This is a genomic window from Streptomyces griseosporeus, assembly GCF_014656055.1.
Classification (GTDB): Bacteria; Actinomycetota; Actinomycetes; order Streptomycetales; family Streptomycetaceae; genus Streptomyces; species Streptomyces griseosporeus.
In genome coordinates, this window is the sequence record NZ_BNBR01000010.1 from 103077 (window position 1) to 129063 (window position 25987).

Consider the following 25987-nt stretch of genomic DNA (forward strand, 5'->3'; position numbering starts at 1 on the left):
GGGCGCCGCGCTTGTTGCCCGCGAGCCTGTCAACAGGCGATTTCCCGTCGATTGCTCGAATGTGAACCCCGTGTTACCTGGCGGTGGTGTGGCGCGGCTCACCCTGTGAGGCCGGCGCTCCCCCGGGCCGCGCCCGCCGCCGCGTCCCGCACGCCGGTGAGGAAGCCCCGGATCGCCGCCCGTTCCCGCTCGTCGTATGCCGTCAGCAGGTCCACCGTCCGCGCGATCAGCGGCCCGAAGAAGTCCTGCCCGAGCCGTACGGCCCGCTCCTCCACCTCGACGACCACCTTGCGCCGGTCGTCCGCGCCGCGCACCCGCCGCACCAGCCCCGCCCGCTCCAGCCGGTCCACCACGGAGGTCGTCCCGGCCGAGTTCAGCCCGAGCGCGGCACCGAGCCGCCCGGCCGTCGTCTCCTCGCCCGCGCGCCGCGCGTCCATCAGCGCGATCAGGGCACGCACGTCGGTGGCGTGCATGCCGTTGGCCTGCGCGAACCGGGCACTGTGCAGGCCCAGTTCGACCGTGACCGCGCGCAGGAGGTGGACGATCTCCAGCTCCGCCGCCCGGTCGGCCGACTCCGGTTCGCCGCTCTCACGGGGTGCCATGGGAACCGTCCTCTCCTGCTGCTATCTTGCTCAGCGTGTATCTCGCTCAACGAGATAATAGGGGAGGGCGTTGCCGATGGGTTCCTATGACCCCGAGGACTTCCGGGCCGCGTACGACAAGGTCATGGCCAAGTGGCCGGCGGAGCGCGAGGCGGTGACCGTCCCGACGCCCTTCGGCGTCACCCACCTCAACGTCTGCGGGCCCGCCGGCGCGCCCCCGCTCCTGCTGCTGCCGGGCGGCGGCGGAGCGACCTCGGCCTCCTGGTACGCCCAGGCCGCCGAGCTGGCCCGGCACCGCCGCGTGTACGCCGCCGACCTCATCGGCATGCCCGGGCTCAGCGAACCCGCCGGCGACCGCCGGCCCCGCACCATTGCCGACCTCGCCGCCTGGCTGGACGCGGTGCTCGACGGGCTCGGCGTGGGGGAGACCGACCTCGGCGGGCACTCCTACGGCGCCTTCGTCGCCCTGCACTGCGCGCTGCGCGCGCCCGGGCGGGTGCGCCGCCTGTTCCTCCTGGACCCGACCCAGTGCTTCGCCGGGTACAAGGCGGCGTACCTGCTCCACGCGCTGCCGACGCTGCTGCGGCCCGCGCCCCGCCGCACCCGCGCCTTCCTGGCCTGGGAGACCGGCGGCGCACCGCTGGACCCGGACTGGCTGCGCCTGCAGGAGGCGGCCACCGGCTTCCCCTCCGTCAAGCCGGTGACCGGCCCCCGGCCGGCCCGCGAGGCGCTGCGGGGCCTGGACGTGCCGGTCCTGCTGCTCCTGGCCGGGAACAGCGGGACCCACGACGCGGCCGAGGTGGCGGCCCGGGCGGAGGCGTGGCTGCCGCGCGGGGAGACGGAGGTGGTCGCCGGTGTCTCCCATCACGCGCTGCCGCACGCCGCACCCGCCGGACTGGGCCGCCGCCTCAGCGCTTTCCTGAGCGACTGACTCCTCGGGTTCGGTTCCCGGGCCTCACCCCACCTTCTCGATCACGGCCCGGCGGATCAGGAACTTGCCGGGCTCCCGGACCTGTTCGAAGGCCGCGTTGTTGAGCAGGACGCAGCTGCCGGAGACCGAGGTCACCTCCACGGTCGTGGACTTGTTGTTGTCCAGGTTGGTGACCTTCAGCTTGGTGCCCGCCGGGAACTGGTTGCTGGACGCGGCGGGCGCGCCGCCCTCACCGGAGAGCGTCACGGTCGACCCCTTGCAGACCTGCTCACCCGAGGCCGCGGCACCTGCGCCGGCGTTCCCCGCGGGGGCGGTCTGCTGGCCACCGGCCTGCTGCCCGCCGGCCTGCTGTCCACCCGCCTGCTGCCCGCCGGCCTGCTGGCCTCCCGCCTGCTGTCCGGCCTGCGCGCCCGCGCCCTGCTGTCCGTTCTGCGCGGACTGGGAGTCCTGAGCCGACTCCCCCACCACGCATCCGGACGCCTCCTGCTTGCGCTTGATCTCGTCGATCACCGCCTGCCGGTTGGCGATCCGCGCCTCCGACTGGGCGTCGGGATTGGCCCGCTGGCCGTCGATGAAGCGCTGGTTGTTGCCGAGGGCGGTGGCCAGCCCCTGGCAGACCTGCGACTCCGCGGCCGTCTTGGCCGGCTGGGCGGCGTTCGAGGTGCTCGCCATGACGAAGGCACCGCCGCCCGCCACCGCCGCCGCGCTGACGAACAGCGCGATCTTCTTCTTCGTGCCGAGAGTTCTCCTGCGCGACATGCGCGCCTCCTGAAGAGGTAGGGGAGCGTACGCCGCTATGTACGAGATACCGAACGAAGTGACTCAGCGGTCGCGCGGTTTCTCGCAAGTAACTTACGTCACAAGGAAGTTGAGCCCCGCTCACCCTTGCTCGTACGCCACCACCGTCTCGTCGGCGTACCCCAGCAGCCCCTGCGTCTGGCGGGTCAGCTCCGCCTCCCCGGTCTCCGCGCCGTCGCCCCACTGCCCGTTGGCGAACACCACGGAACGGACCGTCATCACCCGGCGGAACACCCCCGCCGACCCCGGCGGCACCGTCGGCAGCCCCGCGCCGGGCGGCGGGTCGAGCGAGACGACCTGGTAGGTCACCGGGTCCAGGGAGGCCATCATGAACACCCGCGAGGCGTCCTCGACGCGCTGGAAGCTCACCACGGTCACCGTCACCTGCGACCGCCGCGCGGCGTCCGTGAACAGGGCCGCGGTCAGCCGCAGACACGGACCGCCCTGCTCGATCAGCTGCGCCAGCTCCGGCGCCATGCCACGGTCGCACTCCGTCGTACTGGCCAGATCGACCCGGCGGAACCGCGACCCGTCCTTCAGGGTCACGTCCTTCTCGGGGAACGCCTGCGCCGGGCCGATGACCGGCCGGGCGAGGAGGGAGGGCAGCGAGCTCGGGGCGTCGGAGGGCAGGGTGACGTCGACGCGGGGCGCGGAGGGACCGGCGGACGGCGTGGCGGCGGCGGCCGGAGTGCCGGAGGAGTCCGGGGTGCCGGCGGCGGCCGAGGGGCTGTCCCCGCCCCCGCCCAGGGCCATCACCGCACCGGCGGCGACGGCGACGGCCAGCACGGCACCGGCCGCGCCGCCCACCACCCGCCGGGTCCGCCTGGCCCGGCGTATCCGCTCCTGCTCGGCCGCCCAGGCGGCGTAGGGGTCGGGCTGCTGCGCCCCGTACGGCATTCCGTGATCACCGAAGGTCATGGCGGCGGAGGGTAACAGCGCGGGACCCCTGCCACCGCCTCACCCGACAAACCGTCACCAAGCGGGCGAAAGTGTCACTTGCGGGACAGGGCGTCCCGTACGGCGTCCTCGGTGCGGCCGACGACCGCCGTGCCGTCGTCGGCGGTGATGATCGGCCGCTGGATCAGCTTCGGGTGCGCGGCGAGCGCGGCGATCCACCGGTCGCGCGCCCCGGCGTCCCGCGGCCACTCCTTCAGGCCCAGCTCCTTGGCCGCGTCCTCCTGGGTGCGGGTGATGTCCCACGGCTCCAGCCCGAGCCGGTCGAGTACGGCCCTGATCTCGTCCTCGCTCGGCACGTCCTCCAGGTAGCGGCGGACGGTGTAGTCGGCGCCCTCGGCGTCGAGCACGGTCAGGGCGCTGCGGCACTTGGAACAGGCCGGGTTGATCCAGATCTCCATGCGGCCACGGTACGACACCCGCGGCCACCCCCCTCTGTTCGAATTCGGCGCACCTCACACGCCCCTCCCGAAGCTGCTGTGACGCACCGCCAATTCCCGCGTCCACCAGGGCGTTTGTGCCCTGTCGGCGCCCCCCGATTGTCAGTGCCGGGCAGTAGAATGAACGTAGTGTTCGAGGGCGTCGCCGGAACCCCGGCAGACCGTCCTGACCGCGACAGGAGGATGCCCGTGCCCGCTGCCGCACTGAAGCCGCTGCCCGTCCAGTCCACGCTCGACCTGCCCTACGCCCCCGTGAAGAAGCGGCCCCTGCCGCCCGGACGCCCCCGCGAGTGGTACATCACCCACAACCGCCGTCTGAAGGCCATGCGCCTCGCCATCGCGCTGCTGGACTCCGGTGTCTACGTGCCGAACCAGGCGCGCAACGAGACGATCCGCAGCACGGCGCAGACGATCGGGATACACCCGCCGTCGGACACCACGTGCCACATGGTCCGCGCCCTGATGCGCTACGCCCGCTGAGCGGCCGTACCGGCGACGACCCGACGGCCGCACCACCGGTGACCGGGCGCCCCCGCCGGCCGGGGGCGCCCGGCGCTGCCGTCAGGCGCTCAACTCCTTCTCCAGGGGCGTCCGGAACCGCGGCGTCACCCGGGTCGTCCCGACCCACCCCCGCAACCGGTCGGCCTCCGCCGCGACCGCCGTCTCGGCCTCCCGGCCCACGCCCTCGCGGTCCAGCAGCCGCCAGACGATCTCCCCGTCGGGCCGCTGGGCCCAGCCGCCGATCACGCGTCCGTCCCACCACACCGTGGGGCCCACGTTCCCACTGCGGTCGAACAGCGCGCCGCGCAGCTCCGGCGCCAGATACCAGTCCCGCTCCTGCCAGCCCATCGCCGTCGGATCGAGCGCCGGCAGCAGCGCGGCCCACGGCTCGCGCACCGACGCGGCCGGCGGCCCGGCGTCGCCCTCCACGACGTACCCCGTACCGCCCCCGTCCAGCGTCACCGCCTCCGCGCGGATCGCCGCCAGGGCCCGCCGCACCGCCGTCACCGTCCAGCCGGTCCACCACTTCAGGTCCGCCTCGGTCGCCGGCCCGCACGCCCCCAGCCAGCGGCGCAGCAGCTCCGCCTGGGCCTCGCCGGCGTCCAGCTCGGGATGGGGCGGGGCGACGGCCCAGCGGAACTGGCTGGACGTCCACGAGCCCAGGGGCCGGCCCCGCACCACCTTGCCCTCGACGCCCAGCACTCTCAGCAGCCGCGACGAGACCGTGTGCACGCCCTCGTAGCTCTTGCCGGCCGCGTACGCGAACTGCTCCTTCAGCCGCGGCTCGTCGCGGGCCAGTTCGCTCGCCGTCGCCTGCCCGCGCCGCGCCAGCGCCGCCAGCGCGGACTCCTCGACGTCCTTCAGCCAGGCCGCGTCCGGCGCCCCCGCGGCCGCCATGTCGTTCAGCAGCTTGGCCCGCTCCCGCGCGGCGACCGTGAGCCCCGTCGAGGCGTGCACCACCGCGGTCAGCGCCGTGGGGAAGACGAACACGGTGTGCCGCATGCCGTGCATCCGGACCAGGCAGCGGTCCTCGTACAGCGCGCGGTCGGTCTCCGCCACCGTCACCGACGCGTCCGCCAGGCGCGCGCCCACCGCCAGGTACACCGTCGACGGGTCGCTGCCGTGCAGCGCGACCAGCGCGTCGGCGACCTCCTCGGGCGCCCCGGCCCGCGCCGAGGGCGCCAGCCGGTGCCGCAGCGCCAGCCGCGCCCGCCGCTCGTCCGCCCCGATGTGCCGCCGCGCCCCGTCACCCATGTGCCGCCTCCGCCGTCGCGCCCGACTCGACTCCCTGCGGGCATCTTGCCCGACAGCACTGACAACGGGCCCCACACCACCGGCCCCACGACCGTCGCCCTGCTCTCGCCTCACAGGCCGGGCGCGCCCCAGACAGGGAACCAGCGGCCGAGGTCGGGTTCGATCCGCAGGTCGTTCCCGAGGACCGCCTTCACCCGCAGCTCCAGCGCGTTGTCGCGCCGCTGCGCCTCGCCGGGCAGCGGCGCGAACGGGTAGAAGGTGCCGCGCTTGTACAGATAGACCAGCGCCAGGCCGCGCCCGCGGTCGTCGCGGAAACCGGCCAGGGAGCACAGCAGCTGCGGGCCGAAGCCGTTGACCTCCATGGAACTGTTCACCGCGTGCAGGTCGTTGACGAGCTGGGGCAGCTCTTCGGGGGAGCGGTGCGACACCAGCCAGGAGTAGCCGTAGTCGTCCTGGGTGAGCCGCACCGGCGGCCCGGTGCGCTCGGTGTCGGCGTCCAGCAGCGCCTGCACCTCCCGGTGCGTCTGCTCGAAGGCCGCGCCCTCGACCGTCGCGAAGCACACCGCGCCCCGCCCGGTCGGTGTGAACCCGGCCGCGGCCTGCAGCGTCACCGCCGCCGACGGCAGCGCGAACAGCTGGTCGAGATCGGGCGTGACCGGTTTCGTCCGGCCGAGCAGGATGTCGAGCAGCCCCATGTCAGCCCTCTCCCGGCACCATCGGCTCGCCCAGTTCGGCGGAGATGCGGCCCAACTGCTCAAGGCGCTGCTGGAGCGGCGGATGGGTGGCGAAGAACCGGGACAGCCCCGGCTCGCGGCCGTCGGCCGGGGTGAAGTAGAAGGCGTTGAAGGCCTGCGCGGTCCGCAGGTCCTTCGACGGGATGCGGGCGATGTCGCCGGAGACCTTCGTCAGCGCCGACGCCAGCGCCGAGGGCCGACCGGTCAGCAGCGCCGCCGCGCGGTCCGCGGCCAGCTCCCGGTACCGGGACAGCGCCCGGATCAGCACGAAACTCGTCGCGTACACGGCCAGCGACACCCCGAGCACCCCCGCGAAGATCACCGCGGTGTTCTGGTCCTTGCGGCCGCCCAGCAGCCCCGAGTAGAGCGCGAACCGCACGATCAGCCCCGCGAGGACGCCGAGGAAGGAGGCGACCGTGATCACGGCGACGTCCTTGTGCGCCACGTGCGACAGCTCGTGTGCGAGCACCCCCTCCAGCTCGGCGGGCTCCAGCCGCCGCAGCAGCCCCGTGGTCACGCACACCACCGCGTTGTCCGGGTTCCGCCCCGTCGCGAACGCGTTGGGCATGTCCATCTCGGACACGGCGACCACCGGCTTCGGCATGTCCGCGATCGCGCACAGCCGGTCGACGACGGCGTGCAGCTGCGGGTACTCCTCCCGCTCCACGACCCGCCCGCGCATCGCGAACAGGGCGATCCGGTCGGAGAACCAGTACTGCGCGCCGAGCATCCCCGCAGCGACCAGGGCGACCAGCACCCACGACTTCAGCAGCACGATCAAGGCGGCCACGAAGCCCACGTACAACAGCCCGAGCAGAAACAGCGTGACCGTCATCCGCACGGTCAGCCGCCGATCACTCCGAAACCTGCTCCGCATGAGCACCACCCCGCAGTCGGGCACTCGCCCCACTGCCAGTGTGCACCCGGCGTTCCCCATGAAAGGGTCCCGATCGGCCCTGGACGCAGCAAAAGGTCCCGGCCGGGTCAGCCCCGGACGCCCGCCCCCCACTTGCGCCGCTTCAGCACGTGGTCGCTGAACAGGTGCCGCGCCCGGTCCAGCAGCCGACCCACCTCCGCGGCACCGGCCGGCACATCCGCGGAGGGAGTCCAGGCCTGCACGGACTGCCCGGCCCAGTGCCGCAGCTTCTCGTCCGGATCGTCCAGCGACGCCACCGCGGCCCGCAGCCGCACGAGTCCGCCGCAGGCGTCCAGCAGCCGGAACGCGGCGACCCGCTGGTGCCGGGGCCGCTCCGCCGCCAGCAGCCCGGTCAGCCGGCCGGCGTCCAGCGACCGCGCAGACGGCAGCAGCGCAGCCGTCACCTCCCGCACCACACCCGGTGCCGGATCCTCCAGCAGCGGCTCCAGCCGCCGCGCCTCGGCCACGTCCAGCAGCCGCAACCCGGCCACCGCCCGGGCCCGCACCCCCGGCACGGGATGCCCGACCAACGGCCACAGCAGCACGGCGTCCGCGCGCTCCCCGCACTCGGCGAGCCCGACGACGGCCCCCGGCGGCAGCGCCTCGTCCCGCGGACCGGCACACCGGGCCCGGTACCAGGCGGCCGGATCACCGCCGTACTGCCGCACGACGTACCGCGCACACGCCCGCACCATCGCCGCCCGGTCCGCGAGGAACGCCTCGGCCTGCTCCGGCCGCCCCGCCCGCCGCAGCGCGGTGACCCCGGCGGAGCGCACCCCCGGGTTGCGGGCCGCCAGCAGGAGCGCGAGGACGTCGTCGTCCGTGCGGCCACCGGCCAGGGCGGCGTCCGTGCACAGCGTCTGTACGACGGTGTCCGCGTCCTCGGCGGCCGCGCGGGCCAGCTCGACGGGGGAGAGGGCACCGCGCTCGACGGCGAGGCGGTACGTGAAGCGCCGTACGGCACGGTCGGGGTGGGCGAGCAACGGGCTCAGCCGCTCCGGCGGCGCCGCGCGCAGCACCTGCCCGAGCAGGTCCACCGCGAAGTCACCGCGGTCCCGGCGCCCGAGGAGCAGCACCAGCGGCGCGAGCGCGACGGCGGCCTCGGCGTCCAGGTGCGCGCGCAGCAGCTCCCGGGCCCGGTGACGCACCGGCTCCGCCCAGTCGGTCGTACGGACGACGACCAGCGCCAGCAGCCCGGGCCGCCCCGCGGCCCGCCCCAGCGCCCGCTCCCGGAGCCGTCCGTCACGGTGACACAGGACGAGCGCGAGCCGCGCCTCGTCGAGCAGTTCGAACGCCCCGGGCAACCGCAGGCGGGCGGGCAGCGGGGCGGCGGCCTCCCAGGCCGGAATGAATTCGGGCCGGTACCCATGGCGCACGACCCGCGCCCCGAGGTCCAGCGCCAGCCAGGCGCGCGGATCACCGACGTCGAGCGCCTCCCGCAGCGGGACGCCCTCCGCCAGCCGGAGGGCCGCGGCCTCACCGGCCTGGATCTCCTCGCTGGTGCTCTCGGGGCCGCGCATCTAGTACGCCGCCCACACCAGCGCCACGACCCCCGCCGCCACGCACGCCAGGACCAGCACCGTCTTCCACCACGAGGAACGGCGCGACCGGCCGGGCCCCGGCTCGGGGCGGAACGGAACCGGCTCCGGCGGGTTCTCCTTCCACCGGGCGGCGAGCATCCGGGCCCGAGCAGAGGGCTCCTTGTGCTCGGCGGAGTCCGCCCACCTGAGATCGAACTCCCGCTCGAACTCGTCCTGTTCGGGCATCTGCGACCACCCCCGTGTCCCCGATGTCGTCTCCCCCTCGCATCGTACATTCGTACGCACAAACGACGGCGCCCCCGCCTCCGGGAGGAGACGAGGGCGCCGGCGTGGTCCGGTCACACGTCGAAGTACAGCTCGAACTCGTGCGGGTGCGGACGCAGCTGCAGCGGGGCGATCTCGTTCGTGCGCTTGAAGTCGATCCACGTCTCGATCAGGTCGGACGTGAACACGTCGCCCTGGAGGAGGAACTCGTGGTCGGCCTCCAGCGCGTCGAGGACGGCGTTGAGGGAGGTCGGGACCTGGGCGACGTTCGCGTGCTCCTCGGGAGCCAGCTCGTACAGGTCCTTGTCGATCGGCTCGGCCGGCTCGATCTTGTTCTTGATGCCGTCCAGGCCCGCGAGGAGCAGGGCCGAGAAGGCCAGGTACGGGTTGCCGGAGGAGTCGGGCGCGCGGAACTCGACGCGCTTGGCCTTCGGGTTCGAGCCCGTGATCGGGATGCGCATCGCGGCGGAGCGGTTGCGCTGCGAGTACACCAGGTTGATCGGCGCCTCGAAGCCCGGGACCAGGCGGTGGTACGAGTTCACCGTCGGGTTGGTGAAGGCCAGCAGCGACGGCGCGTGCTTGAGGATGCCGCCGATGTAGTAGCGGGCGGTGTCCGACAGGCCGGCGTAGCCCTGCTCGTCGTAGAAGAGCGGCTCGCCGCCCGCCCACAGCGACTGGTGGACGTGCATGCCCGAGCCGTTGTCGCCGAAGATCGGCTTCGGCATGAAGGTCGCGGTCTTGCCGTTGCGCCACGCCACGTTCTTCACGATGTACTTGAAGAGCTGGAGGTCGTCGGCCGCGGCGAGCAGCGTGTTGAAGCGGTAGTTGATCTCCGCCTGGCCGGCCGTGCCCACCTCGTGGTGCTGGCGCTCGACCTTCAGGCCGACCTTGGCCAGCTCCAGGGAGATCTCGGCGCGCAGGTCGGCGAAGTGGTCGACCGGCGGGACCGGGAAGTAGCCGCCCTTGTAGCGGACCTTGTAACCGCGGTTGTCCTCCAGGGCGCCGGTGTTCCAGGCACCCGCCTCGGAGTCGATGTGGTAGAAGGACTCGTTCTCCGACGTCTTGAAGCGGACGCTGTCGAAGACGTAGAACTCGGCCTCGGGGCCGAAGAACGCGGTGTCGGCGATCCCGGTGGAGGCCAGGTACGCCTCGGCCTTCTTCGCCACGTTGCGCGGGTCACGGGAGTACTGCTCGCCCGTGATCGGGTCGTGGATGAAGAAGTTGATGTTGAGGGTCTTGTCCCGGCGGAACGGGTCCACCCGCGCGGTCGACAGGTCGGCGCGCAGCGCCATGTCGGACTCGTGGATGGCCTGGAAGCCGCGGATCGACGAACCGTCGAACGCCAGCTCCTCGTCGGGGTCGAACGCCTCGACGGGCAGCGAGAAGTGCTGCATGACGCCCGGCAGGTCGCAGAACCGGACGTCGATGAACTTGACGTCCTCGTCCGCGATGAACTTCTTGGCCTCGTCGGCGTTCTGGAACATCCAGCTCCTCCTACTCCCGACCGACTGCCGGGGTGGTAGATCGTTCGTGCGGCCAGTGCGGTGGCACACGCTGTCCTCGACCCTAGGGACGGGTGATTTCTCGGGCGTGACCCATTTGTTTCGCAGAAGTTAACCGGCCTCCGTTCGAGCCTAGCCCCGGGACACCCCGAAGTGCAGGGGGCATATACGGGCGCAGTACCGTGGACGGGTGGACAACAGGCAAGCAATCGGATCGTGGCTTTCCGGACCCCGCGCGGCCATGGAGGACGCGGGCGCGGACTTCGGATACCGCGGCGAGCAGCTGGGACTGCCGCAGGACGGCCCGGACTCCCTCGCCCGTCCGGGCCGGCGGCTCGGCGCCCTCGCCGTGGACTGGGCGCTGAGCGTCTTGATCGCATACGGTCTGATCACCGACGGCTACACCCCGGCCACCAGCAACTGGGCGCTGCTCGTCTTCCTGGTGATGAGCCTGCTCACCGTCGGCACCATCGGCTTCACCCCGGGCAAGCGCCTCTTCGGCGTCCGCGTGGTCAGCCTGGAGACCGGCACGGTGAACCCCCTGCGCGCCGCCCTCCGCACGGTCCTGCTCTGCCTGGCCGTCCCCGCCCTGATCTGGGACCGGGACGGCAGGGGCCTCCACGACAGGCTGGCCCGCACGGTGGAAGTCCGGATCTGAGCCGACCAAAACGACAAGAGCCCCGGCGAACCGCGAACGGTTCCCGGGGCTCAGGCCACTCTGGAGGCGGGGCTAGCGCCCCTTCGGCCCGCCCTTCGGCAGCTTCATGCCCTTCGGCATGGGCCCCTTCGGCAACGGCATGTTGCTGAGCAGGTCACCCATCGCCCGCAGCCGGTCGTTGGTCGCGGTCACCTGGGGACCGGGCAGTACCCGCGGCAGCTTCAGCATCGTCGTACGCAGCTTCTTCAGCTCGACGAGCCCCTCGCCGTTGCCGACGATGATGTCGTGCACCGGCACGTCCGCGACGACACGGTTCATCTTCTTCTTCTCGGCGGCCAGCAGGCTCTTCACCCGGTTCGGGTTGCCCTCCGCGACCAGCACGATGCCGGCCTTGCCGACGGCCCGGTGCACCACGTCCTGGCTGCGGTTCATCGCCACCGCGGGGGTCGTCGTCCAGCCCCGGCCGATGTTGTCCAGCACCGCCGCGGCGGCGCCCGGCTGGCCCTCCATCTGCCCGAAGGCGGCCCGCTCGGCCCGGCGTCCGAAGACGATCGCCGTCGCGAGGAAGGCCAGCAGCAGGCCCAGGATGCCGAGATAGACCGGGTGGCCGATCAGGAAGCCGATCGCGAGGAAGACACCGAGCGTGCCGATGCCGACGGCCGCGAGTACAAGACCGATCATCTTGTCGGCCTTGCGGGTCATCTTGTACGTGAGAGCGATCTGCTTCAGTCGCCCTGCGTTCGCGGCGTCCGCCGCGTTGTCCTTCCTCGCCATGGCACGAAGTCTACGTGGCGCCGGGAGCGCCTTCGACGCCAGTGCCCGGCGCAGGCCCCGGGGACCCGGCTCCCCGGAGTGGGTCGGGTCTCGGGGATCGCGTCTCAGGGACGGACGGACAGGGTCTCTTCGAGGACGCGCTGCGCCTCGACCCGGTCCTTGGCGCGGCGGCGGTCCTCCAGGACGGAGGTCCAGGCGTTGCGCCGGGCGGTGCGCTGGCCGCTGCTCATCAGCAGCGACTCGACGGCGCGCAGCGCGTCGGTGAAGGACGGGATGGCGGTGGCGCGTACGGGCGCTGCCTGCATGGGCGAGGTCCCCCCTCGGTCCGGAGGTACGTGGAGTGATACCAGGGTCACTGATTGGTGTTACCAGGGCGTGACCGACCGGTCAAACGCCAGTGAAGCCTCGCTACAGGGCCGCGCAAGACCCCGGAACGTACGACGCGGCCCCGGCGCCGTCCTCATCAGCGAGGACGGGCGGGACCGCGTCACCTCGGCCATTACTGGCCGGTAGTTGCTTGTGCGTGAATTCACACGCTTGGCTCACGCCCCGGTGGGCGAGTTCACACCGCCTGCGCCGCCACGAAGTCGCCGCGCTTCTCGATCGCCATCTGGTACAGACGGCCGGCCCGGTAGGAGGAGCGGACCAGCGGCCCGGACATCACGCCGGAGAAGCCGATCTGCTCGGCCTCCTCCTTCAGCTCCACGAACTCGTGCGGCTTCACCCAGCGCTCCACCGGGTGGTGCCGCACGGACGGCCGCAGGTACTGGGTGATGGTGACCAGCTCGCAGCCCGCGTCGTGCAGCTGCTTCAGCGCCTCGCTGACCTCCTCGCGGGTCTCGCCCATGCCGAGGATCAGGTTGGACTTGGTGACCAGGCCGAAGTCGCGGGCCTCGGTGATGACCTTCAGCGAGCGCTCGTAGCGGAAGCCGGGGCGGATGCGCTTGAAGATCCGGGGCACGGTCTCGACGTTGTGCGCGAAGACCTCGGGGCGGGCGCCGAAGACCTCGGCCAGCTGCTCCGGGACCGCGTTGAAGTCGGGGGCCAGCAGCTCGACCTTGGTGCGGCCGCCCTCGCGGTGCGCGGTCTGCGCGTGGATCTGGCGGACCGTCTCCGCGTACAGCCAGGCGCCGCCGTCCTCCAGGTCGTCGCGGGCGACGCCGGTGATGGTGGCGTAGTTCAGGTCCATGGTGACCACGGACTCGCCCACGCGGCGCGGCTCGTCGCGGTCGAGGGCCTCGGGCTTGCCGGTGTCGATCTGGCAGAAGTCGCAGCGCCGGGTGCACTGGTCGCCGCCGATGAGGAAGGTCGCCTCGCGGTCCTCCCAGCACTCGTAGATGTTCGGGCAGCCGGCTTCCTGGCAGACCGTGTGCAGGCCCTCGCTCTTCACGAGGTTCTGCATCTTGGAGTATTCGGGGCCCATTTTCGCCCGGGTCTTGATCCACTCGGGCTTGCGCTCGATGGGGGTCTGGCTGTTGCGGACCTCCAGGCGCAGCATCTTGCGTCCGTCGGGTGCGACTGCGGACACGACCGGCTCCCTAGCGATTGATTCTTCGGCGCCCTCAAGGGTACGCCCGTGGTTTTGAAAGCCCGGCGCCGCGTCAGGCCGCAGGCTGCTTCTCGACGGGGCGCGGCTTGAGGTCCGCGTTCTCCAGTACGTCCTTCAGGTGCCGCTCGGCCACGGGCAGCACGTCCTCGATGGTGACCTCGCGGCCGAGTTCGTACGAGAGCGAGGTCACGCCGGCGTCGCGGATACCGCACGGGATGATCTTGTCGAAGTTGGAGGTGTCCGGGTTCACGTTCAGGGCGAAGCCGTGCATCGTGACGCCCTTGGCGACGCGGACGCCCATGGCGCAGATCTTGCGGTCCTCGCGGCGCTGGCCGGCGTTGGAGGGCGCGTACTCCGGGCCGTTCAGCCGCGGGTCGAACTCCGGGTCGGTGGTCCGCGGGTCGAAGTCCAGGGTGAGCCCGCCGAGCGCGGGGCGCTGCTCAACCGGGTCGCCCAGCACCCAGACGCCGGCCCGGCCCTCCACGCGCGAGGTCTTGACGCCGAACTCGGCGCACACCCGGATCATCGCCTCCTCCAGGCGGCGCAGGTGCGCGACCACGTCGACCGGGCGGGGCAGCTTCTGGATCGGGTAGCCGACGAGCTGGCCGGGGCCGTGCCAGGTGATCTTGCCCCCCCGGTCCACGTCGATCACCGGCGTGCCGTCGAGCGGCCGCTCCTCGGGCGCGGTGCGGCGGCCCGCGGTGTACACCGGCGGGTGCTCCAGGAGCAGGCAGGTGTCGGGGATCTCGTCCGCGAAACGGGCGGCGTGCACCCGGCGCTGCTCGTCCCAGGCGACCTGGTAGTCGACCCTGTCCGCGCCGAACCCCATCCGGACGAACCGCAGCTCACTCACGGCAAGCGCCTCCTCGAAGTCGTAAGGCATGAAACGCGCCCACGCCACTGTACGACCGCCGGGTGCGCCGGTGGTGCGCCGGATCTGCGTCAGCCCGACGGGGCAATCCTCACACGATCGGATGAATGCCCGTCAAAGGGTGCGATCGGGTGCTCACTCTCCGCTACATTCGCGCCGTTCGCGAGGCCATCAGGGCTGCTCACAGGTAATTCCGGCACTTCAGGGGCCCGGAAGGCAGGAGACCACACCGCAGATGACGGAACGACCCGCGCAGCGCACCCCCAACCGCCAGCTCGCCGCGCTCATCGCAGAAGCGGGGTTCTCCAACGCAGGTCTGGCCCGTCGCGTGGACCAGCTCGGCCTCGAGCACGGACTGGACCTCAGATACGACAAGACCTCGGTGACCCGGTGGCTGCGCGGGCAGCAGCCGCGCGGCACCACCCCGGCACTGATCGCCGAGGTCTTCACCCGCCGCCTGGGCCGCCGGCTCACCGCGCAGGACCTCGGCCTGGACGCCTGCGCGCCGGTCTACGCGGGCCTGGAGTTCGCCGGCAGCCCCGAGGAGGCCGTCGACATCGTCAGCGGCCTGTGGCGCAAGGACTCCGGCAGCCACGCCGAACTCCGCAAGATCGCCTTCACCCCGGCCGGGCTCGTCGTGCCCAGCCGGGACTGGCTGATCGGCCGCCCCGACGAGAAGGTCGCCCGCGGCGAACAGCCCCGCGTCCCCGCCCAGGGCCGCCCGGTCGTCCCCCGGCCCGCAGCCGTCCCCGCCGAAACACGCCGGCGCACCGCCGCCGAGCGCGGGCCCGGCCACCGGGTCACCGGCGGGGACATCGCCGCGCTGCGCTCGGTCGCCGAACTGTTCCGCACCCTCGACAACACCTACGGCGGCGGCCACGCCCGCCAGGCCCTCGTCCGCTACCTGGAGCACGAGTGCGAGCCGATGCTGCGCGGCGTCTACGGCGAGCAGACCGGCCGCCGCCTGTTCGCCGCCGCGGCCGACCTGACCCGGCTCGCCGGCTGGACGTCGTACGACATCGCCGCGCACGGCCTCGCCCAGCGCTACTTCGTGCAGGCGCTGCGGCTCGCCCAGGCCGCCGGGGACCGGGCCTACGGCGCCTACGTCCTCGTCACCATGAGCCGCCAGGCCGTCTACCTCGGGCACGGGCGCGAGGCCGTGCAGCTGGCCAGGGTCGCCCAGCAGGGCGTCGGCAGCGGCGCCCCGCCCACCGTGCAGGCGCTGCTGCACGCCGCCGAGGCGCGCGGGCACGCGGTCCTGGGCGAGGTCCGCGCCTGCACCGCCTCGCTGGTGCGCGCCGAGCGGGCGCTGGAGGCGGCGCGCGCCGGTGACGAGGTGCCGTACTGGGCGCGGTTCTTCGACGAGGCGCAGCTCGCCGACGAGTTCGGCCACTGCCACCGCGACCTGCAGCAGTTCCGCGCCGCCGCGCAGCACGCCGAGCGGTCCCTGCAGCTGCGCGGCGCCGGGTACGCGCGCAGCAAGCTGTTCTGCAAGGTCGTCCTCGCCACCGCCCGCCTCGGCCTCGGGGAGCTGGACCAGGCGTGCGCGCTGGCCGCGGAGGCGGCGGGGCAGGCGGCGGAGATGCGGTCGGTGCGGGCGGTGGAGTACGTGAAGGACTTCGAGCGGCGGCTGGAGCCGTACAAGGACGCTGCGCCGGTTCGGGGGTATCGGGACCGGGTCGCTGCTCTCGGGTGAACGTGCTGGGTGGTGCTGTGGTGTGCCGGGTGCCGCGCCGTTGTGGCGTGTCGCGCAGTTCCCCGCGCCCCTGGAGGCCGGCTCAGGCGGCCTGCGTCGTGGAGAGCGGGTCCGCCTGGTGCATCGAACCCGTCGCTCCCAGGTCCCTGAGGATCGCCGTCGACGCCCGGTGGCCCGAGTGCAGGGCGCCCTCGGGGCCGCTGGTGTCGCGGTGGTCGCCGCACACGTACAGGCCGGCCAGGAGGCGGACCGGGCGGCGCGGGTCGTGCGGGGCGCGCATGACCGGGACGGCCTCGGCGGTGCGGTGCACGGCCAGGGTCTCCCAGCGTGCCGTGGAGGTGCCGTAGAGGCGGGCCAGGTGCATGCGGACGGCCGTGTCGACGCCGTCGGGCGGGCTGCCGAGGACCGTGGACGAGATCAGCGCGCGGCCCGCGGGGGCCCGGCTCGGGTCGACCCGGCTGATCACCGCCGTGTGCGCGACCGGGCCGCCCCGGTCGGCGTCCAGGAGCAGGGAGGTGCCCGTCGCGGGCGGGTCGTCCGTCGTGTGGTGGACGACCGTCACCGGGTGGAAGTCCGGCACACGCAGCCCCGGCAGCAGCTCCGCGGCGCTGCGGGCGTCCGTGGCGACCAGGACCGCGCGGCAGCGGAACACACCGTGCTCGGCGGTGGTCACCGCGGTGGTGGACACCGAGGTGACCCGCACCCCGGTGCGCACGGTGCCCGGCGGCAGCGCCCGCGCCAGCAGCTCCGGGACCATGTCCGCGCCGCCCTCCGGCAGGCACAGCCGGCCCGCCGCGAAGGTGCGCAGCGCGAGGTCGGCGCAGCGGCTGGAGGTGGTCAGCTCCGGGTCGCACAGCAGGGCCGCGAGGAGCGGACGCAGGAAGCCGTCCACCGTGCGGGCGGGCAGCCCGCGCGCCGCCAGGGCCTGGCCGGCCGGCAGCTCGGGCCGGGACAGCAGCCGCTCGACGGGCAGCTGGGCGAGCCGGGCCAGCGCGGCGTCCAGCCGGACCTGGTCGACGGGGGTGCCCAGCGGGGCGCCGGTGCGGGCCCTCGGCACGGCCCCCTTCGGCACCGGCGGGCGGGGCGCCGACCGGGGGGCGCTCGCCAGCGCGCGCACCACATGCAGTGCGCCCCTTGTGCTGCCCCGCGCGCTTCGTGCGCCCCCTGCGCCGGCCACGGCGCCCGCCCGGTGGCGGCGGCCGTCGCTGTGCAGCAGGACGCCCGGGGCGAAGGGGCGCAGCACGAGCGCGTCCAGTCCCGGGGTGCGGCGTAGTTCGGGGTGGGCGGTGGACAGCAACTGCCCGATGCGGTCCAGCCGGAAGCCGTCCACCTTCTCGGTCGCCATCCGGCCGCCCACGCCCGGGGCGGCCTCCAGTACCGCGGTCGTCACTCCTGCGCTGGTCAGCCGAAGCGCCGCCGAGAGGCCGGCGAGACCGGCTCCCACCACGACGACGTCTGCCTGGTACGCGGGCTCAAGCACGTGCCCCTCCTCAGGGTTGCGCGGCCGGTGGAGACGTCATGCCCCCAACGGCCGCCGGGGATACCCGAGTTCGGGACGAGGTTAGGGCCGCGACCGGTCAGGGACAGTCGCGCATGAACAGGGCACGGTCGCACGCCGGTCGCATACGGTCACTCCCGACCGTCCCGCCGCGCGGACGAGGGAGCGCGCGCGACCCCGCGACCGTCACGCCGCGCGGATCGCCCCCTCGATGTCCGGGAACGCGAACACGAACCCCGACTCCAGCAGCCGTGTCGGCAGCACCCGCGCGCTGCCCAGCACATCGCCCGCCAGCTCGCCCAGCGCGGCCCGCAGCACCGGTGCCGGCACGCTGAACAGCGTCGGCCGGTGCAGGACCCGCCCCATCGCCGCCGTGATCTCACGGTTCGTCAGAGGCTGCGGGGCGGTGAGGTTGAAGGCGCCGGACAGGTCGTCGCGGTCGACGAGGTGCCGGATCGCGGCGACCTCGTCGTGCAGCGAGATGTACGACCAGTACTGCCGCCCGTCGCCCAGCCGCCCGCCGAGCCCGGCCGAGAAGAGCGGGAACAGCCGGCCCCACGCCCCGCCCCGGCGGGACACCACCAGGCCGGTGCGCACGCACACCGTCCGCACCCCGGCCTCCCGCGCCGGTCCGGCCGCCGCCTCCCACTCCACGCACAGCTCCGGCAGGAAACCGTGCCCGTGCGGCGCCCGCTCGTCGACGGCCCGGTCGCCCGTCTCGCCGTACCAGCCGATCGCGCTGCCGTTCACGAAGACCCGCGGCGGGCTGCTCAGGGCGGCGACCGCCTCGGCCAGCGTCCGCGTGCCCTCCACCCGGCTGGAGCGGATCAGCGCCTTGCGCTCCTCGGTCCACCGCCGGTCGCCGATCCCGGCGCCCGCGAGGTTCACCACCGCGTCGCAGCCCTCCAGCCCCGCCGCGTCCACCGACCCCCGCCCCGGGTCCCAGCGCACCTCGTCCGCGCCCCGGGGCGCCCGCCGTACCAGGCGCACCACCTCGTGGCCGTCCGCGGCCAGCGAGCGGGCCAGGGCGCCGCCGATCAGCCCGGACGCCCCGGCCACCGCGATCCTCGAACGTTGCATGACCTCATCCTGCCCGGTGCGAGCGGAAACCCCGGTGAGACACCTGCGTTCCCGCCGTAGGGTGACCGCATGCCCGAGCCGTCCATACGCACCGCCCGCCCCGAGGACGAGGAGGCGCTGCGCCGACTCGACCACGCCTCCTGGTCGCATCTGCACGCGGTCACCCCGCGGCCCGCGCCCGAGGACCCCTTCTTCCGGGAGGCCGGCCGCCCCGAGGACCACCTCGTCGCCGAACTCGACGGCCGCGTCGTCGGCTATGTCCGCCTCGGCTTCCCCACCCCGCTCGACACCAACCGGCACGTACGCCACATCCGCGGCCTCGCCGTCGCCGAGGAGGCCCGCGGCCGGGGCGTCGGCCGGGCGCTGCTGCGCGCCGCGGTCGAGGAGGCCCGCGCGAACGGCTTCCGCCGGATCAGCCTGCGCGTCCTCGGCCACAACACCGCCGCCCGCAAGCTGTACGAGTCCGAGGGCTTCGTCGTCGAGGGCGTGCAGCCCGAGGAGTTCCTGCTCGACGGCGCCTATGTCGACGACGTGCTGATGGGGATGGCGCTGCGCTGAGGTCCGCCGCGCCGACGCCCCGTCAGGACGTCACCAGCTCGCCCGTGTCCACCGCCTCCGTCGCGTCCGCCGCCCGCCGCGCCGCGTCCGCCACCTCGGCCGCCGTCAGCACGTACCCGGTCTCGTCGTCGGAGGTGGAGCGGGCGAAGACCACCCCGAACACCCGGCCGTCCGTGGTCAGCAGCGGCCCGCCGGAGTTGCCGGGGCGGACCGTGGAGCGGATCGCGTAGATCTCCCGGGTGACCGCCCCGTCGTTGTGGATGTCCTGCCCGGTCGCGTGCACCCGGTTCGCCACCGTCGCCGCCTGCAGGTCCAGGTCGCCGTCCTGCGGATAGCCCGCGACCACCGCCGCCGCGCCCCGCGGGGCGTCGTCCTCGAAGCGCAGCACGGGCGCGCTCAGACCGGGCACGTACAGCACCGCCACGTCCCGGTCCGGGTCGAACAGCACCACCCGGGCGTCGTACGACCGCCCCACCCCGCCGACGCGCACGGTCGGGGCGTCGATGCCCGCCACCACGTGCGCGTTGGTCATCACATGCCGCGGCGCGTACACGAACCCGCTGCCCTCGCGGCCCTGGTCGCCCGAGACGCCCTCGATCTTGACGGTGCTCAGCTTCGCCGCGTTGGTGGCGGCCGCGGTCACGTTGTCGCCGGAGGGGCGGGCGACCTCGGCCGTCGACTCGTTCTCGAACGGGTTGAACACCTGCGGGAAGCCCGCCTCCGTCAGCGCGGACGTGGCCCGCGAGAACCAGGCCGGGGTGGTGTCCGGCATCGCCTTCTGCACCGCGCCCAGCAGCCGCGAGTCCCGTATCGCGCCGGTCAGCGGCGGCGCGGAGGAGACGGCCAGCACGCTGCCCGCCACCCACGCCACGATCAGCACCGCGACCGTGTTCGCGACCGCGCCGCCCACCCCGTCGGCCACCCTGAGCGGCCCCCGGTCCAGCTCCCGGCGCAGCCGCAGCGCCAGCCGCCCCGCGCACTCGTGGCCCAGCACGGCCGGCACCAGCACCGTGAACACCGCGGTCACCGTCGCCGCCGTGGAGCCCGGCGACACCAGCTCCGTCACCCAGGGCAGCACCCACACGCCCAGCGCCGCGCCGCCCACGAACCCGGCGAGCGACACGCAGCCCGCCACCAGTCCGCGCCGCCAGCCGGCACCGGCGTACACGAGGATCACCAGCAACAGCAGGATGTCCAGCAGGTCCACGGAGCCGCCTTTCTCTCGGACCCTTGATACGTGGGGGACGGGCCCGGTGATCAGCCACGCGCGGACGGCCGGCCACGACCGGACACCTGCGCGTGTACCCCGGGAAACGTCGCGGACCGGGACGATGGTTCCACCGGGTGGCACAGCACACATCGCGGGCGGAGCGGATCCGGCCGAGAGTGGGACCATGCGTGTCCGAAGAGCCCGGCAGCCGCGGAAACGCCGCTGCGGCCCCATAGCCGACCGCCCCGCACGCCGCGGGCCGGGCCTGCCCGGCCCGTTCGTCGCGGCGCTCGGCTGTCTCCCCGGCCTCGCCGCCGTCGTCGCGCTCGGGGTGTGCGCGAACGGCGTCGAGCGCGCCGCCGACCGCGCCGGCACCGCCCGCCGCGCCGGGAGCGCCCAGCAGGCCGCCCGGGCCTCGGGGCCGCACACCGCGCCCCGGCCGCGCATCGTCCCCCGCTCGGTATGGCTGCGCGGCACCGCGGCCGCCCACCGGCCGCCCCCGCGCTACGACGACAAGGTGCTGGCCGTCTTCGTCCACCACACCGACTCGCCCAACGACTACGACTGCGCCGACACCCCCCGCATCATCCGCTCCCTGTGGACCGGGCAGACCCGCGACCGCAGCTGGGACGACATCGGCTACAACTTCCTCGTCGACAAGTGCGGCACCCTCTACGAGGGCCGCGCCGGCGGTGCGGACCGCCCGGTCACCGGCGCCCACACCCAGGGCTTCAACCACCGCACCACCGGCATCGCCGCCATCGGCACCTTCACCGACGGGGCCGCCGTGCCGGCCGCGATGACCGAGGCGATCGCCGCGCTCGCCGCCTGGAAACTGGGCCTCGCCGGGCTCGACCCGCGCGCGGAGGTCCGGCTGGTCTCCAGCAACAGCAACAGCCGCTACCCGCGCGGTACGACGGCCACCCTGCCCGCCGTCGCCGCCCACCGGGACGCCTACATGACCCGCTGCCCCGGCCCGGCCCTCGTCGCCCGGCTGCCCGCCATCCGCCAGCGGGCCGCGGCCCTCCAGGGCCGTACCGCCGCACGCGATACCGCCGCACACGACGGGACCGCGCAGGCCCGGCAGGCCGGCTGAGCGGGCTCACTCGCCCCGGAAACGCTCCCACAGCTTCGGGAACCGCTCGGCCAGGGCCCGCTCGTCCTCGAAGTCCAGCGGGGTGCCCGCCGGTTCCGCGGGCTGCGGCGGCAGCCCCAGGTCAGGGGCGACCCCGCCGGTCAGCTCCTCGTAGGCCTCGTCGGCCGCGTAGCCGATCTCCTCGCCGTCACCGTCGACCTCCTCGTCGAAGTCGTCGAGCAGGTCGGCGAGCGAGTCCGGGTCGTGCAGCGCGCCCTCGAACACCTCCCGGCCCTGGCCGATCAGCCAGCAGCGGAAGAAGTCGAAGGCGTCGTCGCTGGCCCCGTCGAGCAGCACCCAGGCGGCGCCCCACAGGTCCCAGCGGTAGGCCCGGTTGTAGCGGGCCTCGAAGTGACGGGCGAAGTCCAGGACCGCCTCGGGGTCCAGCTGCCGCAGCCGCTCCACGAGCACGTCGGCCTGCTCCTCGGGATCACCCTCGGCGGCCTCCCGGCTCGCGTCCACCAGCTCCCAGAACTCCGTCTCGTCCATCACGGGTTCCAGCATCGGTCCATCGGATGCCGGACGCACGCGGAGTCGGCGGATCGTTACCCCCCGGCCGCCCGCTCAGCCCCCGTACAGCGCCGCGAGCCGTCGCGCGTCCCGGCCGAACCGCTCCCGCAGCCCCTCGGGGGCCAGTACCTCCGCCTCCGGGCCCAGTGCCGTGAGCTGGGTGTGGGCGACCTCCTCGGACTCCACCGGCAGGGTCACCGTCAGCCGGCCCTCGGCGTCCGCCTCGCCGGCCGCCGCCAGGGCCTCGCGTGCGGCGAGCGGGTCGACGACGTGCGGGAGCCGCCGTACGCCCTCCGCGGTGAGCCGTACGACGGCCTCGGAGCGCCAGATCGACCGGGCGAAGCGTTCGGCCTGCGCCGCCCAGAAGCCCGGCAGGTCGAACTCCTCGTCCCGCGCGAAGGTCTCTGCGAGCGGCGCGACCCCGGTGAACCGGTCGATGCGGTACGTGCGGAAGGAGCCCGCCCGCGGCACCCGCGCGGCGAGGTACCAGACGCCCGCCTTCAGCACGAGGCCGTACGGTTCCAGCTCCCGCTCCACCTCGCGCTCGTGCCGCAGATAGCGGGCGGTGATCCGGCGGTCGTCCCACACCGCCTCGGCGACGGCCGGCAGCAGCTCGGGCGTCCTCGGCTCCTGGAACCAGTTCGGGGCGTCCAGATGGAACCGCTGGGCCGCCGTGCGCGGGGCGTCCCGCAGGGAGGGCAGCAGCGCCGCCGACACCTTCAGCCGGGCCGCCGAGGCCGCGTCCTCCAGCCCCATCTCCCGCAGCGCCCCCGGCACCCCGCTCAGGAACAGCGCCTCGGCCTCGCCGCGGTGCAGCCCGGTCAGCCGCGTGCGGTACCCGCCGACCAGCCGGTAGCCGCCGGCCCGCCCCCGGTCGGCGTAGACCGGCACGCCCGCCTCCGACAGCGCCTGCGCGTCCCGGGTCACCGTCCGCTCCGACACCTCCAGCTCCCGCGCCAGCTCGGCGGCGGTCATGGAGGGGCGGGACTGCAGCAGCAGCACCATCTTGATCAGTCGTGCGGCACGCATGGGCCCATCATGCAGGAGGCCCCCGCCCTTAGGGCCTGTTGCGAGAGTCCCGCCTGCTCGGCGACGCCCGGCACGCGCGCTCGCCGCGTTGCCGGAGCGCCCACGTGACTCCGCCACGCGGGCGCTCCGGCGCCTTGCGATCGCACGCACCGGACGCCGCCGAGCCCGCCCTTCGGGCGGACGACGGGACTCTCGCAACAGGCCCTGGCGAGGGCCTCCCTCCACGAGAAACAGCCGGACTACAGGCCGTACTTCTCCCGGGCCTCCTTGACCGCGGTGGCCTTCACCTCGCCGCGCCGGGCGAGCTGGGCCAGCGCCGCGACGACGATCGACGGGGCGTCGACGCCGAAGTGGCGGCGGGCGGCCTCACGGGTGTCCGACAGGCCGAAGCCGTCGGCGCCCAGCGAGGACCAGTCCTGCTCGACCCACTGCGCGATCTGGTCCGGGACCTGGCGCATGTAGTCGGAGACCGCCAGCACCGGGCCCTCGGCGCCCTGCAGCGCCTGGCGGACGTACGGCACGCGCTCCTCGCCGCGCAGGAGGGCCTCGTCGGCCTCCAGCGCGTCGCGGCGCAGCTCCGTCCAGGAGGTGGCCGACCAGACGTCGGCGGCCACGCCCCACTCCTCGGCGAGCAGCTTCTGGGCTTCCAGGGCCCAGTGGATCGCCGTACCGGAGCCGAGCAGCTGGATGCGCGGGGCGTTGGCCGGGACGGTGACGCCCGCGGACTCCGCCGTGTTGAAGCGGTACAGACCCTTGATGATGCCCTCGTCGATGCCGAGGCCCTGCGGCTTGGCGGGCTGCGGCAGCGGCTCGTTGTAGACCGTCAGGTAGTAGAAGACGTCCTGGTCCTCGCCCGGCTTCGCCTCGCCGTACATCCGGCGCAGACCCTCACGGACGATCACCGCGATCTCGTACGCGAAGGCGGGGTCGTACGTCAGCGCGGCCGGGTTGGTCGCGGCGATGACGGGGGAGTGGCCGTCGGCGTGCTGCAGGCCCTCGCCGGTCAGGGTCGTCCGGCCGGCCGTGGCGCCGACGAGGAAGCCGCGGCCGAGCTGGTCGCCGAGCTGCCACATCTGGTCGGCCGTGCGCTGCCAGCCGAACATCGAGTAGAAGATGTAGAACGGGATCATCGCCTCGCCGTGCGTCGCGTACGACGTCGAAGCGGCGATGAAGTCGGCCATCGAACCGGCCTCGGTGATCCCCTCGTTGAGGATCTGGCCGTTCTTGGCCTCCTTGTAGTACATCAGCTGGTCGCGGTCGACCGGCTCGTACGTCTGGCCCTTGGGCGAGTAGATGCCGAGCGACGGGAACAGCGACTCCATGCCGAAGGTGCGCGCCTCGTCGGGGACGATCGGCACCCAGCGCTTGCCGGTCTCCTTGTCGCGGACCAGGTCCTTGATCAGACGGACGAAGGCCATGGTGGTGGCCACGTTCTGGGAGCCGGAGCCCTTGTCGAAGGAGGCGAACGCCTTCTCCGCCGGGGCGGGCAGCGCCGGCAGCGGGTGCGTACGGCGGGCCGGGGCGGGACCGCCGAGGGCGGCGCGGCGCTCCTGGAGGTAGCGGACCTCGGGGGAGTCGGCGCCCGGGTGGCCGTAGGGGACCACGCCGTCGACGAAGTCGCTGTCCTTGATCGGCAGGCCGAGCAGGTCGCGCATCGCCTTGAACTCGTCCACCGAGAGCTTCTTCATCTGGTGGTTGGCGTTCTTGGAGGCGAAGCCCTCACCGAGGGTGTGGCCCTTGACCGTCTGGGCCAGGATCACGGTCGGCGCGCCCTTGTGCTCGACGGCGGCCTTGTACGCGGCGTAGACCTTGCGGGGCTCGTGGCCGCCGCGCGAGACGTGGAAGATCTCCAGGATCTTGTCGTCGCTCAGCAGCTTCGCCATCTCGGCGAGCGCCGGGTCCTTGCCGAAGAAGTCCTCGCGGATGTAGGCGGCGTCGCGGGTCTGGTACGTCTGGACCTGCGCGTCCGGTACCTCGCGCAGCCGGCGTACCAGCGCGCCGGTGGTGTCGAGCTGGAACAGCTCGTCCCAGGCCGAACCCCACAGCGTCTTGACGACGTTCCAGCCGGCGCCGCGGAACTGGGCCTCCAGCTCCTGCACGATCTTGAAGTTGGCGCGGACCGGGCCGTCGAGGCGCTGCAGGTTGCAGTTGATGACGAAGGTCAGGTTGTCCAGCTGCTCGCGGGCGGCGAGCGCGAGGGCCGCGGTCGACTCCGGCTCGTCCATCTCGCCGTCGCCGAGGAACGCCCACACGTGCGAGGCGGAGACGTCCTTGATGCCGCGGTTGGTGAGGTAGCGGTTGAAGCGCGCCTGGTAGATCGCCGACAGCGGGCCGAGGCCCATGGACACCGTCGGGAACTCCCACAGCCAGGGCAGGCGCCGCGGGTGCGGGTAGGACGGCAGGCCGTTGCCGCCGGCCTCCTGACGGAAGTTGTCCAGGTGCTGCTCGGTCAGGCGGCCGTCGAGGAACGCGCGGGCGTAGATACCGGGGGAGGCGTGGCCCTGGATGTACAGCTGGTCACCGGAGCCGTCCCCCTCCTTGCCCTTGAAGAAGTGGTTGAAGCCGGTCTCGTACAGCCAGGCCGCGGAGGCGAAGGTGGCGATGTGGCCGCCGACGCCGTGCTTGGCGCCGCGGGTCACCATCGCGGCCGCGTTCCAGCGGTTCCACGCGGTGATGCGGGCCTCCATCTCCGGGTCGCCGGGCAGCTCGGGCTCGGCGGCGGTCGGGATGGTGTTGACGTAGTCCGTCTCCAGGAGCTTCGGCAGCGCGATGCCGGCGCCCTCGGCGCGCTCCAGCGTGCGGCGCATCAGGTACGCGGCACGGTGCGGCCCGGCCGCCTTGGCAACGGCGTCCAGGGAGGCCTGCCATTCGGCGGTCTCCTCGGGGTCGCGGTCCGGGAGCTGGTCGAGCTCGCTCGGCTGGATGGCGTTGGGGTCGGTCATGTCGCCGCCTTCCTCAGTCGAAGGGGGTTCCCTCACAGGC

Annotated in this window: 26 protein-coding genes; 6 read left to right on the top strand and 20 right to left on the bottom strand. The window is 73.5% G+C overall.

Features of this window, described 5'->3' with window-relative positions; translation table 11 throughout:
* Window positions 1-98: 98 nt before the first annotated feature.
* Complete coding sequence (locus tag IE308_RS35620) at window positions 99-602, bottom strand: MarR family winged helix-turn-helix transcriptional regulator (protein WP_190221053.1); 504 nt, start codon at window positions 600-602, stop codon at window positions 99-101.
* A gap of 76 nt (window positions 603-678) precedes the next feature.
* Here IE308_RS35620 and IE308_RS35625 point away from each other — a divergent pair, with 76 nt between their 5' ends.
* On the top strand, window positions 679-1533 hold the full coding sequence (locus tag IE308_RS35625; RefSeq protein ID WP_190221054.1) for an alpha/beta fold hydrolase: 855 nt from the start codon (window positions 679-681) through the stop codon (window positions 1531-1533).
* 24 nt (window positions 1534-1557) lie between these two features.
* On the opposite strand, the gene IE308_RS35630 is transcribed toward IE308_RS35625, so the two are convergent.
* The 3 genes from IE308_RS35630 to IE308_RS35640 all read right to left on the bottom strand — a co-directional run bounded on the left by IE308_RS35630 (window position 1558) and on the right by IE308_RS35640 (window position 3686).
* Entirely contained in the window at window positions 1558-2292 is a 735-nt protein-coding gene (locus tag IE308_RS35630; RefSeq protein ID WP_190221055.1) for an SCO2207 family protein, read from the bottom strand.
* A gap of 120 nt (window positions 2293-2412) precedes the next feature.
* Window positions 2413-3249, bottom strand: a complete 837-nt coding sequence (locus IE308_RS35635; protein ID WP_190221056.1) for a hypothetical protein — start codon at window positions 3247-3249, stop codon at window positions 2413-2415.
* 74 nt (window positions 3250-3323) lie between these two features.
* Window positions 3324-3686, bottom strand: a complete 363-nt coding sequence (locus tag IE308_RS35640; RefSeq protein WP_110627755.1) for an arsenate reductase family protein — start codon at window positions 3684-3686, stop codon at window positions 3324-3326.
* Window positions 3687-3914: 228 nt separating this feature from the next.
* Here IE308_RS35640 and IE308_RS35645 point away from each other — a divergent pair, with 228 nt between their 5' ends.
* Window positions 3915-4205: a hypothetical protein gene (locus IE308_RS35645; protein WP_110636351.1), complete on the top strand. Its 291-nt coding sequence runs from the start codon at window positions 3915-3917 to the stop codon at window positions 4203-4205.
* An 81-nt stretch (window positions 4206-4286) separates the two neighbouring features.
* On the opposite strand, the gene IE308_RS35650 is transcribed toward IE308_RS35645, so the two are convergent.
* From IE308_RS35650 to glnA, 6 genes are all read right to left on the bottom strand, one after another.
* A complete protein-coding gene (locus tag IE308_RS35650; protein WP_190221057.1) occupies window positions 4287-5480 on the bottom strand; it encodes a winged helix DNA-binding domain-containing protein in 1194 nt (397 codons plus the stop codon).
* Window positions 5481-5590: 110 nt separating this feature from the next.
* A complete protein-coding gene (pspAB, locus tag IE308_RS35655) occupies window positions 5591-6175 on the bottom strand; it encodes a PspA-associated protein PspAB (protein ID WP_190221058.1) in 585 nt (194 codons plus the stop codon).
* Window position 6176: 1 nt separating this feature from the next.
* Window positions 6177-7091: a zinc metalloprotease HtpX gene (gene htpX / locus IE308_RS35660; RefSeq protein WP_110636348.1), complete on the bottom strand. Its 915-nt coding sequence runs from the start codon at window positions 7089-7091 to the stop codon at window positions 6177-6179.
* 107 nt (window positions 7092-7198) lie between these two features.
* Complete coding sequence (locus IE308_RS35665) at window positions 7199-8650, bottom strand: hypothetical protein (RefSeq protein WP_190221059.1); 1452 nt, start codon at window positions 8648-8650, stop codon at window positions 7199-7201.
* Window positions 8651-8896, bottom strand: coding sequence for an SCO2583/SCO2584 N-terminal domain-containing protein (locus IE308_RS35670; protein ID WP_190221060.1), 246 nt, complete (start codon window positions 8894-8896; stop codon window positions 8651-8653). It lies immediately after the preceding gene.
* Between the two features lie 113 nt (window positions 8897-9009).
* Window positions 9010-10419, bottom strand: a complete 1410-nt coding sequence (gene glnA, locus IE308_RS35675) for a type I glutamate--ammonia ligase (protein WP_110627730.1) — start codon at window positions 10417-10419, stop codon at window positions 9010-9012.
* A 208-nt stretch (window positions 10420-10627) separates the two neighbouring features.
* Here glnA and IE308_RS35680 point away from each other — a divergent pair, with 208 nt between their 5' ends.
* Window positions 10628-11095 carry an RDD family protein gene (locus IE308_RS35680; protein WP_190221061.1) on the top strand — a complete coding sequence of 156 codons (468 nt, stop codon included), beginning with the start codon at window positions 10628-10630 and terminating at the stop codon, window positions 11093-11095.
* A 72-nt stretch (window positions 11096-11167) separates the two neighbouring features.
* Here IE308_RS35680 and IE308_RS35685 read toward each other — a convergent pair whose 3' ends face one another.
* The 4 genes from IE308_RS35685 to lipB all read right to left on the bottom strand — a co-directional run bounded on the left by IE308_RS35685 (window position 11168) and on the right by lipB (window position 14271).
* Window positions 11168-11869 carry a DUF4191 domain-containing protein gene (locus IE308_RS35685; protein ID WP_110627728.1) on the bottom strand — a complete coding sequence of 234 codons (702 nt, stop codon included), beginning with the start codon at window positions 11867-11869 and terminating at the stop codon, window positions 11168-11170.
* A 104-nt stretch (window positions 11870-11973) separates the two neighbouring features.
* Window positions 11974-12174: an SCO2195 family GlnR-regulated protein gene (locus IE308_RS35690; RefSeq protein WP_110627727.1), complete on the bottom strand. Its 201-nt coding sequence runs from the start codon at window positions 12172-12174 to the stop codon at window positions 11974-11976.
* A 257-nt stretch (window positions 12175-12431) separates the two neighbouring features.
* On the bottom strand, window positions 12432-13397 hold the full coding sequence (gene lipA, locus IE308_RS35695; RefSeq protein ID WP_110627726.1) for a lipoyl synthase: 966 nt from the start codon (window positions 13395-13397) through the stop codon (window positions 12432-12434).
* A 73-nt stretch (window positions 13398-13470) separates the two neighbouring features.
* Window positions 13471-14271 carry a lipoyl(octanoyl) transferase LipB gene (lipB, locus tag IE308_RS35700; RefSeq protein WP_110627725.1) on the bottom strand — a complete coding sequence of 267 codons (801 nt, stop codon included), beginning with the start codon at window positions 14269-14271 and terminating at the stop codon, window positions 13471-13473.
* A gap of 253 nt (window positions 14272-14524) precedes the next feature.
* On the opposite strand from lipB, the gene IE308_RS35705 reads away from it, so the two are divergent.
* Window positions 14525-15985 carry an NsdA family TPR-like regulatory protein gene (locus IE308_RS35705; RefSeq protein WP_190221062.1) on the top strand — a complete coding sequence of 487 codons (1461 nt, stop codon included), beginning with the start codon at window positions 14525-14527 and terminating at the stop codon, window positions 15983-15985.
* 82 nt (window positions 15986-16067) lie between these two features.
* Here IE308_RS35705 and IE308_RS35710 read toward each other — a convergent pair whose 3' ends face one another.
* Window positions 16068-17465 (bottom strand): NAD(P)/FAD-dependent oxidoreductase, encoded by a 1398-nt coding sequence (locus tag IE308_RS35710; RefSeq protein ID WP_190221063.1) that lies wholly within the window; start codon window positions 17463-17465, stop codon window positions 16068-16070.
* Between the two features lie 204 nt (window positions 17466-17669).
* A complete protein-coding gene (locus tag IE308_RS35715) occupies window positions 17670-18563 on the bottom strand; it encodes a TIGR01777 family oxidoreductase (protein ID WP_190221064.1) in 894 nt (297 codons plus the stop codon).
* Between the two features lie 69 nt (window positions 18564-18632).
* On the opposite strand from IE308_RS35715, the gene IE308_RS35720 reads away from it, so the two are divergent.
* Window positions 18633-19121: a GNAT family N-acetyltransferase gene (locus IE308_RS35720; RefSeq protein WP_190221065.1), complete on the top strand. Its 489-nt coding sequence runs from the start codon at window positions 18633-18635 to the stop codon at window positions 19119-19121.
* Between the two features lie 22 nt (window positions 19122-19143).
* On the opposite strand, the gene IE308_RS35725 is transcribed toward IE308_RS35720, so the two are convergent.
* On the bottom strand, window positions 19144-20328 hold the full coding sequence (locus IE308_RS35725) for a MarP family serine protease (protein ID WP_190221066.1): 1185 nt from the start codon (window positions 20326-20328) through the stop codon (window positions 19144-19146).
* A gap of 187 nt (window positions 20329-20515) precedes the next feature.
* Between IE308_RS35725 and IE308_RS35730 the strand changes: the two genes are divergently transcribed.
* Entirely contained in the window at window positions 20516-21427 is a 912-nt protein-coding gene (locus IE308_RS35730) for a peptidoglycan recognition protein family protein (RefSeq protein WP_229909378.1), read from the top strand.
* A gap of 6 nt (window positions 21428-21433) precedes the next feature.
* Here the strand turns inward: IE308_RS35730 and IE308_RS35735 are convergent, their stop codons facing one another.
* The 3 genes from IE308_RS35735 to aceE all read right to left on the bottom strand — a co-directional run bounded on the left by IE308_RS35735 (window position 21434) and on the right by aceE (window position 25947).
* Complete coding sequence (locus tag IE308_RS35735) at window positions 21434-21955, bottom strand: DUF4240 domain-containing protein (protein WP_162655711.1); 522 nt, start codon at window positions 21953-21955, stop codon at window positions 21434-21436.
* A gap of 75 nt (window positions 21956-22030) precedes the next feature.
* The gene (locus IE308_RS35740; protein ID WP_190221068.1) at window positions 22031-23005 is read right to left on the bottom strand and encodes a helix-turn-helix transcriptional regulator; all 975 of its coding nucleotides are present in this window, start codon (window positions 23003-23005) and stop codon (window positions 22031-22033) included.
* Window positions 23006-23244: 239 nt separating this feature from the next.
* Window positions 23245-25947: a pyruvate dehydrogenase (acetyl-transferring), homodimeric type gene (aceE, locus tag IE308_RS35745; protein ID WP_190221069.1), complete on the bottom strand. Its 2703-nt coding sequence runs from the start codon at window positions 25945-25947 to the stop codon at window positions 23245-23247.
* Window positions 25948-25987: the final 40 nt, after the last annotated feature.